This window comes from Bifidobacterium sp. UTBIF-78, assembly GCF_006408945.1.
Taxonomy (GTDB): Bacteria; Actinomycetota; Actinomycetes; order Actinomycetales; family Bifidobacteriaceae; genus Bifidobacterium; species Bifidobacterium myosotis.
The window spans coordinates 1-16,719 of record NZ_JFAO01000045.1 but is presented as its reverse complement, the minus strand read 5'-3'; the positions used below and the strand labels follow the sequence as shown (position 1 = coordinate 16,719).

The 16,719-nt window shown below is 59.6% G+C and carries 10 protein-coding genes, 1 tRNA gene and 1 pseudogene; 10 read left to right on the top strand and 2 right to left on the bottom strand.

Annotation, left to right across the window (positions count from 1 at the left end; all coding sequences use genetic code 11):
* Positions 1-340 precede the first annotated feature (340 nt).
* On the bottom strand, positions 341-1,309 hold the full coding sequence (locus BG22_RS09230; protein ID WP_140495018.1) for an FKBP-type peptidyl-prolyl cis-trans isomerase: 969 nt from the start codon (positions 1,307-1,309) through the stop codon (positions 341-343).
* A gap of 81 nt (positions 1,310-1,390) precedes the next feature.
* Here BG22_RS09230 and BG22_RS09225 point away from each other — a divergent pair, with 81 nt between their 5' ends.
* The 3 genes from BG22_RS09225 (at position 1,391) to BG22_RS09215 (ending at position 4,890) form a co-directional block, all read left to right on the top strand.
* The gene (locus BG22_RS09225; RefSeq protein WP_140495016.1) at positions 1,391-2,746 is read left to right on the top strand and encodes a hypothetical protein; all 1,356 of its coding nucleotides are present in this window, start codon (positions 1,391-1,393) and stop codon (positions 2,744-2,746) included.
* A gap of 14 nt (positions 2,747-2,760) precedes the next feature.
* On the top strand, positions 2,761-3,768 hold the full coding sequence (locus tag BG22_RS09220) for a hypothetical protein (protein ID WP_094666789.1): 1,008 nt from the start codon (positions 2,761-2,763) through the stop codon (positions 3,766-3,768).
* A 150-nt stretch (positions 3,769-3,918) separates the two neighbouring features.
* The gene (locus BG22_RS09215; protein ID WP_140495014.1) at positions 3,919-4,890 is read left to right on the top strand and encodes a tetratricopeptide repeat protein; all 972 of its coding nucleotides are present in this window, start codon (positions 3,919-3,921) and stop codon (positions 4,888-4,890) included.
* A 64-nt stretch (positions 4,891-4,954) separates the two neighbouring features.
* On the opposite strand, the gene BG22_RS09210 is transcribed toward BG22_RS09215, so the two are convergent.
* Positions 4,955-5,581 (bottom strand): hypothetical protein, encoded by a 627-nt coding sequence (locus BG22_RS09210; RefSeq protein WP_094666665.1) that lies wholly within the window; start codon positions 5,579-5,581, stop codon positions 4,955-4,957.
* Positions 5,582-5,677: 96 nt separating this feature from the next.
* Here BG22_RS09210 and BG22_RS09205 point away from each other — a divergent pair.
* The 7 genes and pseudogenes from BG22_RS09205 to BG22_RS09175 all read left to right on the top strand — a co-directional run bounded on the left by BG22_RS09205 (position 5,678) and on the right by BG22_RS09175 (position 16,393).
* Positions 5,678-5,750: transfer RNA gene (locus BG22_RS09205), tRNA-Arg, on the top strand.
* Positions 5,751-6,012: 262 nt separating this feature from the next.
* A pseudogene (locus BG22_RS09200) lies at positions 6,013-6,141 on the top strand (sugar O-acetyltransferase); the annotation flags it as partial.
* 463 nt (positions 6,142-6,604) lie between these two features.
* Positions 6,605-11,074, top strand: coding sequence for a SpaA isopeptide-forming pilin-related protein (locus tag BG22_RS09195; RefSeq protein ID WP_140495012.1), 4,470 nt, complete (start codon positions 6,605-6,607; stop codon positions 11,072-11,074).
* 219 nt (positions 11,075-11,293) lie between these two features.
* Positions 11,294-12,667, top strand: a complete 1,374-nt coding sequence (locus BG22_RS09190) for a SpaA isopeptide-forming pilin-related protein (RefSeq protein ID WP_140495009.1) — start codon at positions 11,294-11,296, stop codon at positions 12,665-12,667.
* A 785-nt stretch (positions 12,668-13,452) separates the two neighbouring features.
* Positions 13,453-14,589, top strand: a complete 1,137-nt coding sequence (locus BG22_RS09185; RefSeq protein WP_140495007.1) for an ATP-binding protein — start codon at positions 13,453-13,455, stop codon at positions 14,587-14,589.
* 277 nt (positions 14,590-14,866) lie between these two features.
* The gene (locus tag BG22_RS09180; RefSeq protein WP_034527123.1) at positions 14,867-15,256 is read left to right on the top strand and encodes a Rid family detoxifying hydrolase; all 390 of its coding nucleotides are present in this window, start codon (positions 14,867-14,869) and stop codon (positions 15,254-15,256) included.
* Positions 15,257-15,475: 219 nt separating this feature from the next.
* Positions 15,476-16,393, top strand: a complete 918-nt coding sequence (locus tag BG22_RS09175) for a 1-acyl-sn-glycerol-3-phosphate acyltransferase (RefSeq protein WP_140495005.1) — start codon at positions 15,476-15,478, stop codon at positions 16,391-16,393.
* Positions 16,394-16,719 lie beyond the last annotated feature (326 nt).

The window sequence follows — 16,719 nt, the reverse complement described above, 5'->3', positions numbered from 1 at the left end:
CATACCAAAACGGGACGAAACGTAAGTGACCATCGTCGCAAACTTACGTTTCGTCCCGTTTGTGGGTGAATCAGGTGGATTGGGCACGGAATCCGTGAATCAGAAGGATGATGCTACGGAACCGGTGAATCGGATGGATTGGGCACGGAACCGGAACGGCCCCGGTGAGTGTCCGGTGAGTAATCGATTAGTGGTCCGTCTCTCAATTGTTTGAGTGGCATCGGTCCTCTCTGATGAGGGGCTGTCAGAGAAGCTGACTGGGGGAAGAGGCCGAAGCTGAACCCTTAATTATTAGTGAGACAGACCATCAGTACGAGATTGGTACGTAATCAATACGCGATCAGTACGCCGCGAGGATGTCGATGACGAACACCAGCGTGGAGTTGCCCGGAATCGTATCCCCGGAGCCATCGGCGCCATAGCCCTGATCCGGCGGAATCACGAGCAGCACCTGCGAACCGACGGTCTGACCGATCAGCCCCTGCTTCCATCCGGAGATGATCTGGCCGCTGGCCGACAGGTCGGCGTCGAACGTGGTGTTCTTGTCCCACGAGGAATCGAACTGCTTGCCGTTCGTCAGCCAGCCGGTGTATTTGACCACGGCGGTGTCCGAATCGGTGAGCGTCTTGCCGGAGCCCTTGATGAGCGTCTGCGTCACAAGCTTGTCCACCGAACCCTGGCCGTTCATATCGACGGAAGGCTTGCCGTCCTTGTCGCGCGTGACCTTGGGCAGGTTGGCGGGCACGTCCGTGACCTCCTCGCCGGTGGCCTTCTCGAGGTCCTTGGACTTGGAGACGAAGGTCATCGCCATGATGTATGAGTAGCCCGACGTGTTCTGGTCGTTCACGCCGAAGCCGATGGTGGTGTTGAGCTTGGCGCCCTTGATCTGGTCGTAGTAGGTGGAGGAGAGCTTCGAGGAGCTCACCACCAGCGAGCAGTCGGGCGTGTTCTTGGTCCAGGTGTCCATGAGCTCGGTGCCGTCCTTGACGTTGAGGGCGATGCCCTGCGCGCACACGCGGTCGCCGTCCTGGATGACGTCGCCGTCGCCTTCCTGCAGCACCACGTAGGAGCCGTCGGAGACGGTCATCGGCGTTTTGAAGGAGATGGTCGGCTTCTCGCCGAGCTTGCCGGTGGCGGTCACGCCGGCGATTTGGTTCTTGTCATCGGACGACGACGAGGAAGACGAGGAGGACTTAGAGGAATCGGACGAGGAGGACGACGAGCAGGCGGCCAGCGTGACGCACATGATCAGCGAGGAGGCAAGGGCCGCGGCCTTGGTCAGGGGATTGATGATGGAAGACTTGCGCATGACACACCACAGTACCGGCAAACCCTGATTTTCAGCCCTCTCAGGTAATCCAGAGCCGGGGATTGTAGAATAGTGGACGTTATGAATGCTGAAGAACAGACAACAGAGCCGGATCGAGACGCCGAGTCCAAGCGTCCGACTCGTCATGCCATGATCATACGCGGCGTGGTGACGCCCATCTTCGGTCTTCTGGCGGTGGCCGCCATCGTGCTGGGGGTTTTGAATGCCACGATGTGGAAGCCGTCCGCCGAGATCACCGCGTCCGCATCCGTCACCGGCACGCAATACATCGTCACGGATGCCGGCGTACTCAACCTTCTTGATCAGAACACGACGCTGACCGCGGAGTCGAAGTCCTCCAGCGATCAGGTATGTGTGGCGCTGGGGCCCGCGAAGGATGTGACCGGGTGGATCGGTCAGGATTCGTACCAGCGGGTCACCGGTATGTCCTCGTGGTCCGAGCTGAGTGTGGAACGCGCCGGTTTGGGTAACTCGGGTGGTTCGTCGTCCTCGTCGGACGATTCGTCGGATTCCTCCGGCACGTCCGGTACAGCCGCCGGCTCCACCGCCACGGATGAGGTCGCCTTCAAAGACTCCGAGATGTGGACCTCCGTCAAGTGCGGCAAGGGGTCCGCCACATTGAACGTCACCAAGGCCACCGGGGCGACCGTGGCCATCGTGGATCTGGGCGATGAAGCGTCCGCGGCCACGGTCAAGCTGCACTGGGTGCGCTCGCAGGTGCCGGACTTCGCCATGCCGTTCTATCTGTCCGGCGGTCTGCTGGCCGTCATCGCCGTGCTGTGCGCCTCCGTGTTCGCCATGCCTCCGCACAAGCGCCGCAACAAGCGCATCATCGAGGGCACGGCGCATGAGATAGTCGAGGCTGGGCTGTCGTTCGCCGAACGCGCCGAACGTGCCGCCGCCGGTGGCGCGCCGTCCTATCCGACCGCGGCCGCGAATGGCGGTCGCAAGCGTCGCCGCCATGCCGGTCATCGCCGCGGCGCCAAGCCGGCGGGTGACAGCGTGGCTGACGAGCGTCCGCAGTCGCCCGTCATCATCGACCCAGCATCCCGCAACCTGGTCGCGGATCAGCAGCATGCGTCCGCCGCGTCCACGGAGTCGCCGGCGGCCGTCCTCGCGGGGAGCGCCGAACATGCCGGCAATGTGTCGTCTGATGCGACCGGCGTATCCGGTGCATCCGCCGCTTCGGCTGCATCGGCCGCATCCTCCGAGTCCGGCCAATCCGCCGCGCCGAACGGCACGGATGGCCCCCGTGAATCCCGGTCCTCGGTCGCGTCCGCAGACGCCGACGTGGAATCGACCTCCGTGATCACGCCCGATGAGCTCCAGGCCTACTTCGCACGTCTGGCCCGGGAATCCCAGGAGTCCAACACGAACGGAGACGCGCAGAACGACGGACAGGGGGAGAGCCGATGAGCAAGCGCAATACGATGCACGCGCGACTGACCAGGTTGTCCGTGGCGGCGCTCGCCGTAGTCGCGATGGTGGCCCCGCTGGCCGCCTGCGAGGGACAGCTGCCCACTCCGGTCGCCGATTCGGCCTCGAATCCCACGCCTGACCTCACGGAGGCGCAGGAGAAGAAGATTCGCCTGTCGATTCTTGACGGCATCGACGCGGCCGATCAGGCCAAGTCCGTCGAGCAGCTGTCCTCGGTGATGGCCGGTCCGCAGCTGGAGATCCGGTCCAGCCAGCTCACCGTGGCCCAGAAGACCGGTCAGATGAGCAAGTTCGCCGCGATTCCGAAGGACGTGGCGCAGGTGGTGATTCCCACCGACGACGGCTGGCCGCGTTCGGTGTTTACTATCACCACCACGACGTCGGATCAGCAGTCCAAGCGACTGTTGGTGCTGAATCAGGCCACGGCGCGGCAAAACTACAAGCTCGTGGCGATGGCCCGTCTCTTCGAGGGCGCGCAGCTGCCGAAGTTCGAGATCCCCACGCTGGGCTCGAAGATGGGTTCGGCCAAGGACACCGGGCTGGTCATGACAGCCACGGACGCGCTGACCCAATACGCCGATGTGCTGCAGAACGGCGCGAACAGCCAGTACGCCTCCAAGTTCGCCGACGATCTGCTGCGTCAGACGCTGGCCAAGACCGCATCCGACGTGCAGGCCGGCATGGAGCGTAACAACGGCACGCAGCAGCAGACGTTCACCGCCGTGCCGGACCAGATGTGGGTCATGCGTTCGGCCGAGGGCGGCGAACTTGTGGTGGGCCGCATCAATTCGGTGTGGGTGCGTAAGGCCGGCGACGGCCGCGAGTCGCAGCCCGCCTCGGATGACGAGAAGGCACTATACAACAGCGACAAGTACACGAGCACCATGCAGGTGACGTACGTGAACGTCGTGGCCCTGTACATCCCCAAGGCCGATGCCGACAACGCGCAGGTGACCGCCGTGGGCGCCGACCGTCAGCCGGTCAAGGTCGAGGCGCTGTAGGCCTGAGGCGCTGCAGACCTGAAGCGCTGTAGGCTGAGCCGCGTGGGCGCGAACGCCGCCCTGTGCGAACTTCGCCGGATTCTTCGCGGTGCTGGAACTACAATCGGTTCCAGCACCGTTTTGCATTTGTGAACATATATGGAGGCAAGCATGGCTGATCAGGAGTTCCATCCCGGAGTGTCGTTGGCGGGGGCCGTCGATCTTGAGGCGCTCAAGCATCAGGTGAAGGCCGAGCCGGGCCAGACGGGCGGCGCGCCCGCGGCCGGTGCCTACGTGATCGACACCACCGAGAACACGTTCCAGGCCATGGTCCAGACCTCCGCCACCTTCCCGATTCTGCTGTTCCTGTGGGTGCCGACCGACGACCGTCTCTTCCCGATGGCCCGTGCGCTCGGCGACGCGGTGAACGCTCTTGACGGCAAGATCCAGCTGTCGCGTATCGACATCGCGTCCAACCCGTCCATCGCTCAGGCGCTGCAGGTGCAGGGCGCGCCCGCGCTGTTCGCGCTGATCGGCGGCCGTCCGATGCCGCTGCTGCAGGGACTGCCTAGCGACGACGAGATCAAGCAGTTGTGCGACGAGGTGATTCCGAAGATTATTCAGGCCGCGGCCCAAGCCGGCGTGAGCGGTACCGCGCCGTACTCGGGGGACCCGGATTCCGATGCGGCCAAGTCCGCGGGTGCAGGCGCCGACGCCAACGGCGAGCAGGTGCCGCCCGAACATGCCGAGGCCCATCGTCTGGCCGCCGAGGGCGATTACTCCGGTGCGGCCGCCGCATACGAGCGTGTGCTGGAATCCGATCCGAACGATGCGCTCGCCGCCCGCGAACGTGCCAAGGCGCTGTTGCTGGCACGCTCCGGTCAGGCCAACGTGCGTGAGGTGCGCGCCGAGGCCGCGGCCAAGCCGGATGACGTCGAGGCCCAGCTCGCCGTGGCCGACATCGATATGATCGGCGGCCAGATTCAGGACGCCTTCGACCGTCTGTTGGACTTCCTCGCCGCCGGTCACAAATCTGACATTGAGCCGGTCCGCAAGCGTTTGCTCGAGTACTTCGCCATCCCCGAGCCCACCGACGAGCGCCTCAAGCGCGCCCGTCGCCGCCTCGCCACGCTGATGTACTGAGCTGATGTGCTGCTGATTGCGGTAGTGATTGCGCTGGGCGGCTATCGTCTCGCGATGGGTGTCGTCACACCATGCGGTTCTTGCCGAAGTACTGCTGGAATCGCGGGCCTTCGGCGGCCAGTTCCCGCTCGAAGTCCTTGGCCCACTCGCTGAACGGGCGACCGGCGAGTCCGTCGTTGTTGAACCGGGGCTGATCGGTGATTTCGGTGATGCAGAACTTTGGAATCGTCAGGTTCGTCACGGGCGTGGCGCGTTCCGCTTCGGCGACCACGAGCGGCGCGTTCGGTCCGCCGAATACGTCCACGCTCCAGCCGTCCTCTGCGATCCAGACGGAGTAGCGGTTCTTGATGACCACCGCGCCGCCGCGTTTGACCAGTTCGGCCGCGATGCGGGTGTCGATTTCGCGCTCGACCTCGTAGCGCGTGCCGCCCACGGACGGGCCTTTGACGGTGACGAACGCCTCGGTGAAGCGCTCGCGGTATTGGTTCAGTATGGCCGCCGGGTCAAGATCGGGGGTCATGTCGATGTGTATGGTGCGGGAGAGCAGTCGCACGCGCAGCGCGTAGTTGTCGGTGTACACGTAGTAGCTCTGGATGATGAGGGTCGGTGCGTCGCCGTCGTCGTATTCCGCCGGCAACTCCCGGCAGAAGAAGCGGCGTTCGTATTCGAAGTCATCTGTAGGTTCCGACATAACACCATTGTAGGGTGGGGAACGCTTATTTCGTGCCGTTTGCTGGCGAATCCGCTGGTGTTTTCCCGCTGATGGTGTACAGTAGAGAAGTTGCTTGGGTCCGTAGCTCAGTGGATAGAGCGTCTGTCTCCGGAACAGAAGGTCGAGGGTTCGATCCCCTTTGGGCCCACGAGAGTGGCGGAATTCCAATGGTTGTTATGCCTTGGAATTCCGCTGTCGTGATAATCGAGCACATATCGAGCACATGGCTGTGCACCATGGCGCCTGTCATCGCGGGCTGACGTATACGATTGGATTCATGGACCGAGGTCGATGCGCCGAGAAGTCAGGCGGCGTAAGACAGGGAATGCAGTAGGCGTACTGGTAGCGCAGCTCGATTCATTGCACCCCGACGTCGGATTGGCCGGCCTTGAATCAGCCGACGCGGATTAATCGTGTGCCCGGGTGCGACAATTGGCGACAATTCGGCGATTGGTGCCGGCTCGGTCGTCGCCAAAGACATCCCTGAGAACGTAGTCGCCGTGGGCGACCTGTGCCGTGTGTTGTGGAACATTGCCTGATGAGCTGAGTATCCGGTCGGCTGGGTCGGGAATGCGCGGAAGGTTTCCTTGGGGGTTTAGATACTGTGCGGGGGCATTACGTGGCTCCTTTATTGGTCCAATGAGTTAACTAACTTTCGCGCAGTTTTCGCCTATATTCCGCGTTTCTGGAGATGCGGCGGGACTCGCGCGGATTGTTCTGTCGGTTTGGAATATCCCTCGGGGGGGGTATGGTGACTGATTAGTGTACGCGTGAGTGTGCCCGAAGTTGTGAGCGCTAACAACGTCGTGATGAAGGTGCATCAGTGTTGATTGCTCGGTGGAAGAAGGTGCGTATGTCGGTGCCGATACATGGCAGGTATGGCGATGACGGGTCCTTCTTACTGGGTGAAAACGTGTGCATTCCTCGACGGTCGTTGTGCTCAGGTCTTATGCCCCCTGTGGCGTATGCGGTGCAATATCGGTGCAAAACGGAACGTCTGCCATGAACGAGAACCGTGCGGCTATGCATGCAAACGTGCGTACGACCAGTACGACTGATGCAACGAGAGCAGCCAACGTAACCACTGCGTCCAGCGTTACCAGCGTTGCTGGCACAGCTAAAAGCGGGTTGGCCGCAGACGAAATGACTAGGGAATCAGGGAAACCAGAAGAAGGACAATCCATGACAATGTCGATGAAGGGCAACGGCATGAGCGATGGTGATAAGGACGGCGAGCTCCGTCGAACTGGCCGTCACGGTCGGATTAGGCGCGCCGGTCTGCTCGGCGGGGCCGGTCGGATTGCCAAGTCCGAACAGGTTGCAGGTCTCGATCACCCTGCTCAGTTCCGCAAGCCCGGCAAATTCTGGATGAAACTTGTCGGTGTGCTTACCGCCGCCGCTCTGGGCCTCACGTATGCCGGTTCAGCACTGGCCGATGATTTTACGGCTCCCGATACGTCGTCGAGCACTGATTCCAGCGTCTCCAGTAGTGATACTTGGGCCGGCCAAGCTGACGGTACGCTCGACACCGCGCCCGGTGATGCTTCTGACAATACTGGCACTAATGATGGCTCTGCTTCCGCAGATACATCCAACACTCAGGCCGATACGACTACGCAACCAGCGGTTACGCCGGTCACCGGTTGCGACAACGTACAGGACTGGGACTCGCTTAAAGTCTGCATGCGGCAGTCGGGTCCTGTGACGATTACCAAGACGATTGAAGCCGGCGGTTCGATTGCGATTCCGGCCAATGTGGAAGTTACACTGACCGCCGCCGCCGACTTGGATTCGGCGATTAACGCCGCAACGGCTGGTGATGGCATGTTCATCGTCAACGGCACGCTGACGATTGGCTCCAACGCCAAGGATACGAACTTCACCTACAAGAACGGCAAGCGCTGGCTTGCCCTGGTGAACGCCGGCGGCAAGCTGACCGTGAACAACGGCGTCTTCTCAGGTGTGAACACCACTGGCACCGGATACGCGAACGGCGGCGTCATCTCGAGCAATGGCGATGTCGTCATCAACGGCGGTACATTTGCGAATAATAAGGCGAACACTGCAGCTGTAATATATACGGATTCGGGCACTATCACCATAAATGGTGGTACGTTCAACGGCAACAGCGCAGTGAACGCCGGCGTGCTGTACCAGAACAATAACGCGAAGACGGTTATCAACGGTGGTGCTTTCGAGGAAAATAGTTCCACATCCACTGGAAACGGTGGCTGGCAGGGCGGCGGTGTGCTGCGCAACATGGGTGGTGAACTGACCATTACAGGTGGTACGTTCTCGGGCAACACCGCAGCACGGTTGGGTGGCGTAGTGTTCAACGGCGCCACGTTGAAGATTTCCGGTGGTACGTTTTCTAATAACAGTGCCTACGGCGAAGGTGGAGGTGCTATCGCGCAGGCAGGCGGTACGACCACTGTTATTCCGTCAAGCAACGGCTCGGTGATGTTCACGGGAAATGCGCATGATGTGCTTGGGGCAGGCGGCAAGTCCGCCGTCTGCAACACCACAAAGGGCGACGTGGATGACTGCAAGACCAAGTATGGCAATGCTGGCGGCGGCGCAATCTTCGCCTCGGCTGGCAAATTGAGTGTACAAGGTAAGGTCACTTTTGACGGCAACTACTCGCGCATCTGGGGCTATATGGTCGGTGGCGGCGCCATCTTCATGAAGGGCGAACTATGGATTCAGAATGATTCCAAAGGCAACAAGCCGCTGTTCAAGAACAATTATGCCGGCGTCGCGCAGCGTGAAGTCAATGAAAAAGGCACGGTTAAAACCGCTCTGCGTGGCGGTGCGGGTGGGGCCATCTTCCTGCAGGAAGGTACAGTAGATGAAAACCAGCTCGACGAAGCTAAGAAGTACACCTCCAAGGCGTACATCATGGGTGGAGAGTTCGCAGACAACACGTCTGGTTACCTTGGCGGTGCCATCTACACCGAAGCACATTCGCTGACCTATGTAGCCAAGGCTGTGGCGACCGGCAACACTGCCGGCCACTTTGGCGGCGGTTTGTGGCTGTGCCCGTCCGGCACTGGTGAAGCATCCAAGGGCGGCAATATTGCCTTATTTGATAACAAGGTGGATAAATCTATTGATCCGAATAACGATACGAACGGCTCACCATATCCCAACGACCAACCGTTCAAGGATAAAGGGTTGACACAGTGGGATACTCATGTTGACGATCAAGGTAAAGTCCACACAGACAAGTTGAAACAGGAAACAATAAGTGATGGTGATGGCACCGAGGCCGGCGATGATTTCGCCATCATGAACCCGATGTGGAAGGGCGAAATCCAGAGCACGAATTTCATGCTGATGGACACGTGGTTCACCGACCGCACGCAATCCGCCGTCGCATGGTACAAGGATGGCACGCCGGTTAAAGGGGCAAGCGGCTTCCAGGATTACTTCCAAGATCCCGAAATCCAATCCAAAGGTGGATGGCACTCCGGAGATGATGGCGGCGGCACCAACCTCGCCGTGACCAAGACCAAGGGTCGTTTCACTGGTGCTACTGACACCAAGATTGCCATGGACGCCGACCACACCCATAACATACAGCTCACCCGTACGATGGATGAAACCAAGGGCGTCATCACGGGTGTGGCTCTCAAGGCGCAGAAAGCCGACGGTATGACTGACGCGCAATGGGATGCCGCCAAGCAGGCAGCACTCAATGGCGCATCCGTGGTACTCACCGGAAATGCGGCGCGTCTTTCCGGTGGTGCGTTCGCCACCAACGGTGATGTGAAGTTCTCCACCCCATATACGGCTTCGTGGTCCAAAGTCGACAGCGAAGACACGTCCAAAGAACTTTCTGGTTCCCAGTGGGATCTGTCGGCGACTACTTCCGGCAGTTTCACCGGAACCGGTACAACCGAAGGCGAAGCTATCAAGTCGGCCATTAAGCAATTCAATGAGAAGAACGAAAGCGCACCTGTTGCAGGTCCTTTCAATGTTGACTTTTCTCCCACTCTGTGTCCGGTGACCACCGATAGCGAAGGCAAGAAGTCCTATGAGGAAGGCTATGCAGACGGACACTGTTGGAAGCAGACCTTTGATGACTCTTATCGGGCTGCAGAGAAATCAAATGTGTGGACGGTGACATTTACGTCCATCACCTTTTCAGCCGTTATCACCGACAACAGCAGTAATGACAAGGGCGGTACTGCATACACCGGTGCATTTGACAACAATCCTGACGGCGGTGGCTTTGACCTGAACAACCTTGCTCCGGGAACTTATACGTTGAAAGAACGTGTAGCGCCAACTGGTTACGAACTGAATGCCCACGAGTATCAGTTCAAGATTAAGAATGGCCCTGCGAAATGGCAGAAGCTGGATACGGATGGCAATCCCAAGGGTGAATTCACTGAAACGGATGCTGCCATTCCCGATAAAGCGTTGCCGGGCGTGTCATGGAGCAAGACTGATGTCGATACGGGTGCCTTGCTTTCGGATTCCGAATGGACGGTGACGAAGTATCAGCAGGACGGCGAAATCTTGGAGACCAAGTCTCGCTGGATTGTCCAGGACTGTGTCCATCTGACGGATAAAGACATAAATTGTTCCACGCAGGCTAAGAACAGTGGTGAATATCTGGGCGATCACGATAATGCGGCCGGCAAATTCAACATCACCGGGTTGCAGCCGGGCAAATACCGTCTTACGGAGTCCGTGGCACCCGAAGGATATTGGGATCCTCAGGGAGATGTCTACGAGTTCACCGTCAAAGATGCCGATACCCCTGTCCAGTTGACGAAGGTCGGCGGTGGTACAACCGATGAGACTGTTACCGCCATCACCAACAAGCTTCCGCAAATCAGTTGGAAGAAAGTCGATAAGACCAGTCTCGGCATCATCACCGATTCGGAGACAAAGACCGAATGGACCGTCACCGGCCCTGTCGCAGTGTTGGCGGATGGCGATGCCTCTACCGATACCCCGGAACTGGATTTGCAATCCGAAACCGTGTCGGTGACTGACTGCCAGTCCAAGGATGACGCCGATGCGTTGGTGAGATGTTCAACACAGAAAACTGGAAAGCAGCAGGGCGAGTCAGGTGGCTACTATAACGACCTTGATAACGCGGTTGGCCAGCTGAAGATTTCCGGGTTGCTGAGGCCAACTGCGAATCAGGCTGCGAAGAATATCCGCTACCAGTACGTGATCAAGGAGACCAAAGCCCCTGCCGGCTATATGAAATCCGATAAGGAGTACGTCTTCACCATCGGTGCGACCGAGGCTCAGTCCAGTCTGAAGCTCGATGACACTGCATGCTCTGGCACTGTTGGCGGAACAAACTGCATTCCAAACGCTAAGTCGATTGCCTCGTTGCCGCTCACTGGTGGCGATGCTCGCAGCTGGATGTTCATCGGCGGCGGGTTGGCGTTGATGGCTGCATTCGTGGCGCTCGCGACTGGATGGGTGAAGCGCCGTGAACTGTGGTAGTCATACGAGCCCGACGTCCATGCCACAGCAACCGTCCTGCAATGGGCTTATGGCTGCGGTGGCATGGACTGGCGGATAGCCGTGAGAGATGGGGCGGCGATAGTCGCCATCAATCACCAGTCAGAAAAACAAGATTTTGCGGATTGCGGAGCCTGAATGGCCTGGCCTCCGCGATTGCAGGAACACCTTAAGAAGAATAAACAGAAGAAGGAGTTACTCATGAAAATGAGGAAACTGTTCGCCGGCATCGTTGCCGCAGCCACTCTCCTGAGCGGCATGGCCTTCGGCGTTGCCAGTGCTCAGGCTGTCGATCAGACAGACGACCAAGCTGCTGATCAGGTGGCCGGTCAGACAACCGAGCAGACGGCTGACGCGGATACGGGATTTGCGGCGGATATCAAGTTCGGTCATACCATCACGATGCACTCGGACAACTACAACCGTTTCAAGAAGGCCGACGGCAGCCTGCGAGACTATGCATACGTGAAGATCGCCGACTATGTGTCCGATGGTCATACTGGAGTCACTCTTCAGACTGTGGATGCGTTGAAAGGTGAAATTGCTCAGAGTCTGATGGCGTGGCAGCCCGGTTATAATCCTCAGAGTGGTGATCCACTGGTTTGGCTGTCGGAGCAGGGCAAGGATGACAATAGCCTGTACCGTAAGTTCGTCGACGCGATGGATGCATCTCTGCGTCCTACTGCAACGAAATTTAACTCCGGGAATACCGCACCTTCAGCTGCGCTTGACTCGTATTTCAACACGGTGACATTCGATTTCGGTACCGACAAAGGCCTGTACCTCATCTTCGATCTGAGCGGTGACCAGACCTTCGCCACGGCCGGTGGTAGCACCGAGACCATCCATCAGATGAACACGGTCATGGTGGGCACGTCCATCGAGGGTGCCGTCGTTCAGCCGGATAATGCCGACGGCAAGATCGAGGCCAAGGGCGATGAGACCCCCAACTCGCAGTTCGAGTTCGTCAAGAAGAACCGTGACGGCGATACCCTGTCCGGCGCGGAGTTCGAGATCAAGTACGACTCCGGCGAACTCAAAGGGCAGCTGGTCTACTTCCAGAAGACTGAGCCGTACTATCAGGCCCTTGACTATCAGAAGAACGAGGATGGAAGCTACATCAAAGTTGGGGATGTCAAGTTCTGCCCGCCGTATCCGGCCACGGACGGCACTGATGGCCCCAATAAGGATAAGTTCTGCCCGCCGTCCGGCACCAATAGGGTGATTTCCGATCAAAACGGCGAGATTTCAGTCAAGAACCTGCAGCCGGGATGGTATACGGTCACCGAGGTCAAAGCGCCTACCGGCTATACGGACAAGTACCTGCCGTCCTTCAAGATCATGGTCAACAACCAGGGCATCGTGTCCTCCTACATTGGCAAGGATGACGGCGACCCGAATGACTTGGTCGTAGATCAAGGCGGCCTGACCGTCATCAACCTGCGTCCTACCGAGCTGCCGAAGACCGGTGCTGAGGGCATTGCACTGTTCTTCGTCATTGCGGCGTTGCTGGGTGGCGCTGGCGTGACGGTGTTCCTGAAGTCCCGCAAGACTAAGAGCATGCTGAATGCGTGACGATTGCACTGCTGCAATCGTGGTCATGAGCTGATTGAGGCTTGTGACGGCATGCTGAGATAAGGGCGGTCCGGTGTTCTGCGCATCGGGCCGCCTTTTGTGTGCCCCGCAACTGATTTTTGGGATGAATTTGGTTGCGGGGGCAACGCAGCACTCCGCAGCCGGCATCCAGCACTCCGCACACGGCACACAGCACCCCGCGCCCAGCGAACTTCCAGCATAGCCGCAGGGAAATTTCCGGCTATCGCATCGTTGCTGCCAGAATCACGCGGTTATATGTAATCACCGGCGAACGAAAGCGAGCTGGAGGGATTTCCGCAGAATCTCATAACTGAACCTTTCTTCTTCCTTCTTCTCTTCCTCTCTCGGGCCCGACCTCATCAGTCGGGCCTTTCCTTTTGCGCTTCGGGTCCTTTGAATGAATACAGCCCTTCCGATCCGATTCTTCGCCATCCATGGCACTCCATCCGCCAGCCAGACGTCTGAGGCTCCGTGTGCATCATTCTTTGCAGCGCCGTCATGCCATCGCGCCACACGCCATGCCGTCACTCAACGTCACGCACCGAAACAAACGGTACGCAATAGTACGCATTCGTGTAACTTGGTATACATTGGTGTACATTGGTGTAATTTCGTGTAACATGGTGCGTGTTCCCGCCCAGCCGTTGACATTCCTGATACACCTTTGATCGGTGTCCAGATGCGGAAACCATATGAGCAACCCGATGGACAGAATGGGCGACGACGACGTAGGGCAGGGGAAACATATGCGAGGAGGTGCGGTCATGGCCATCAACCCGTTCAAACCAACTGCAGGCAAGATGCCGCCAATTCTCATTGGCCGCCAGTCCATCATCGATGATTTTTCGGAAGCGCTGACTAACGGTGTCGGCGCGCCGGGACGAATCATGCTGGTCACTGGGCAGCGAGGTTTCGGCAAGACGGTGATGCTGACCGAATTTCGCCGGATTGCCAAAGCGCAGCAATGGGAGACCATCGCCGAAACCGCATCCCCAGGATTGGTGTCCCGTCTCGTAACAGTTCTGGCTCCTTCCGGAATGCGTTTGAATCAGGCCGATATCAGCCCCTCCATCAGCATCCCCGGCATTGCGACCGCAAGCCTCGGCCAAGCCCATTTTTCTGCGGAGTCCAATCCGCTGACCCTGCGTAACGCATTGAACAAGCGGCTGGAATCCAAGAAAATCAGGAAGGGCAAGGGCATTCTCATCACCATTGATGAAACGCAGGCGGCTTCTCATGAGGACTTGGTGGCCATTGCCACGGCTGTGCAGCACATCATCACGGATGCCGACGAAAGCGACGTTCCCGATGACGAGAAAAAGGGCGTCGCCATCGTGTTCGCCGGCCTGCCCTATATGATCAACGACTTGCTGGATAACGAGGTGACCACATTTCTGCGGCGTGCACTGCGCCGCGAATTGGACAATGTGCCGTTGCCGGACGTGAAAAACGCCTATCTGGAAACCGTGGCTGATTCGGGCAAGTCCATCAGCGAGAGCGACGCGCTGGAAGCGGCTCGACGGTCCGAGGGATACCCGTACATGGTGCAGCTCGTCGGGTACTACATGTGGCAATCAGCCCAGCGGCGCGGGTCATCCATCATTACGACGGACGATGTGGCGGCTGGCGTCGCTGACGCGTTGCTTGCGTTCGATGATGCCGTATGCGCGCCTGCGCTGGATGGCGTTACGAGCGCGGAACGGTTGTTCCTGAAAGCCATGGCGATGGACTCGCCGCAGGTCACGCGGATCGGCGATGTCGTGGAGCGCACGCGACGAAGCCGGAGCTGGGTGAGCAAATACCGTGCGATTCTCATCAAGGACAAGCTCATTCAGCCGGCTGGCCACGGGCAGGTGGAGTTTGCCGTGCCGCATCTAGGGGAGTACCTGCGGTCGCTGTGAGATGGCGGGCGCTTGGAATCGGGATGTGGACGGGCTGTACTTATCGGCATCACGATTGGGACTCAGTCGAACGATTCGCGGTGCTGCGGCGCGCCCATGGCCGTATGGCGGGCATCGAGCGGGCGATTCCCGTGATGCGCCGGTAGACTGCAAGGTAATCGGTGTATTGCCGGGGCAGAGGCGCCGAACGCCGCCGGTATCGGCGTGCGGTCGTCGAAAGTCGTCAGTCGCAGATCGCAGGCTGTCGAATGCAGGCTGCGATGAGAGGAGCATCAATATGAGCGAGAAGATGGAAGCTGTCGCCACTTCCGAGGCGCCGGCCGCGCTGGGCGCGTACAGCCAGGCGGTCAAGGCCAACGGATTTGTGTTCGTGTCCGGTCAGCTGGGCATCGACCCGGCCACCGGCGAACTGGCGGGCGAGACCGCCGGCGAGCAGGCCGCGCAGGCGCTGAAGAACATCAAGCATATTCTGGACACGGCCGGCACCGGCATCGAGCACGTCGTGCGTGCCACCATCTACCTCAAGAACGTCGAGGACTTCAAGGAAGTGGACGCCCGTTACGCCGAGGTGTTCATCGGCTCCGTGAAGCCGGCGCGCGTGGCGTTCGGCGGCAACGACATCCCCAAGGGTGCGCTCGTCGAGATCGACGCCATCGCCGTGCTGTGATGTGAGGCGGTTGCGGCTGCTGACGCTGGATGGTTGCGGCTGAACGGCTGCCGCTGTCGTGGCTGTTGTCGGTGCGTCGCTGAGCGCTCTGCCCGTTGCGGCCGTGCCGTCCAGCGACGTCCATCGTCAATAAGCGCCGTCCGACCGAATCGCCCGCGCAACGACCAACGATGTGCGTCGATTCGATTAGGGACCGGGGACCGTGCCACAATGGAGTGCATGGCATCCAAAGGAAAACCGTCGCCGCGTTCGGCCGTAAGCCCGCTCAGTGACGCGCAGGTCGCTGCACTCGCGCAGCGTCATCATCTCGTCGACCCCATGCATGATTTCCCCACCGGCCCGAATCGCAAGGCCAAAATCGAGGAGATCAACGCCCAGAATCCCAAGGCCACCAAGCGATTGCTCACCGGCGTGGACGTGGTGTTCCGCGCCAGTTGCAAGACGCGCGCCTGGGGTCTGGAGCAGGTTCCCGAAGACGGGCCGTTCATCACCGCGGCAAGCCATGTGACCATGTTCGATGTCTTCGTGCCGATGGCCAGCCTGTTCCACATGGGCCGTCGCCCGCGCTACATGGCCAAGGCCGAGATGGCCAAGTGGCCGGTGATTGGCAAGTGGTTCCAGCTGGTCGGCATGCAGCCGGTCCAGCGTCACTCCGGCAAGGCCAAGCAGATCGAGGAGACCTCGATCGACATTCTGACGTCCGGCCGCCCGCTCACCGTCTGGCCGGAGGGCACCGTGACGCGCGACCCGAAGAAGTGGGTGATGAGCGTCAAGGAGGGCGTGGGATACATCGCGCTCGAATCCTCGCGCCGACTGGGCCGGCAGGTGCCGCTGTTCCCGGCAGTGACGTGGGGCGCGGCCTCCATCAACCATTGGTGGCCGTGGCCGCGCAAGAACGTGGTCATGTGCTATGACCATCAGCTCGATTACGCCGATCTGCTCGCGGACATGGATTCGTGGGGCGAGGAGCCGCCGGTCGAGGCGGTCAACGAGCTGACGTGGCGCGTACTCAAGCGCATGAACACCGTGCTCGAGGAGCTACGCGGCGAGTCGTTCCCGGCCGAGGGCTATTGGGACTATCGCAGCATGTCGCGCAAGCCCTGGCCCGAGATCGGTGGTCCGTTCCCGGCTCGGTGATTTCTTGGGTGGATGTGCGTTTGATGCGGACTCCCCTCAGCCGGCTTCGCCGACAGCTCCCCTCATGGAGGGGAGCCAAGGTGCTTTTTCGGTCTTTGATCACGTGCAACACGACGGTTCCTCTCAACGAAGGAGTCAAGGTTTGGGTGGTCGTCCCTTTCCTTTTCGGGGAGCCGCCCCAAACCTTGGCTCCCCTCTTTGAGGGGAGCTGGCCGCCGCGAATGCGGACTGAGGGGAGCGCGGCAGCCAGTGACATGGAGTAGCATGGCACAGGTATGTCATGCGACGACGCTTTCACAATAACTAGGAGCAGTATGGGTAAGAAC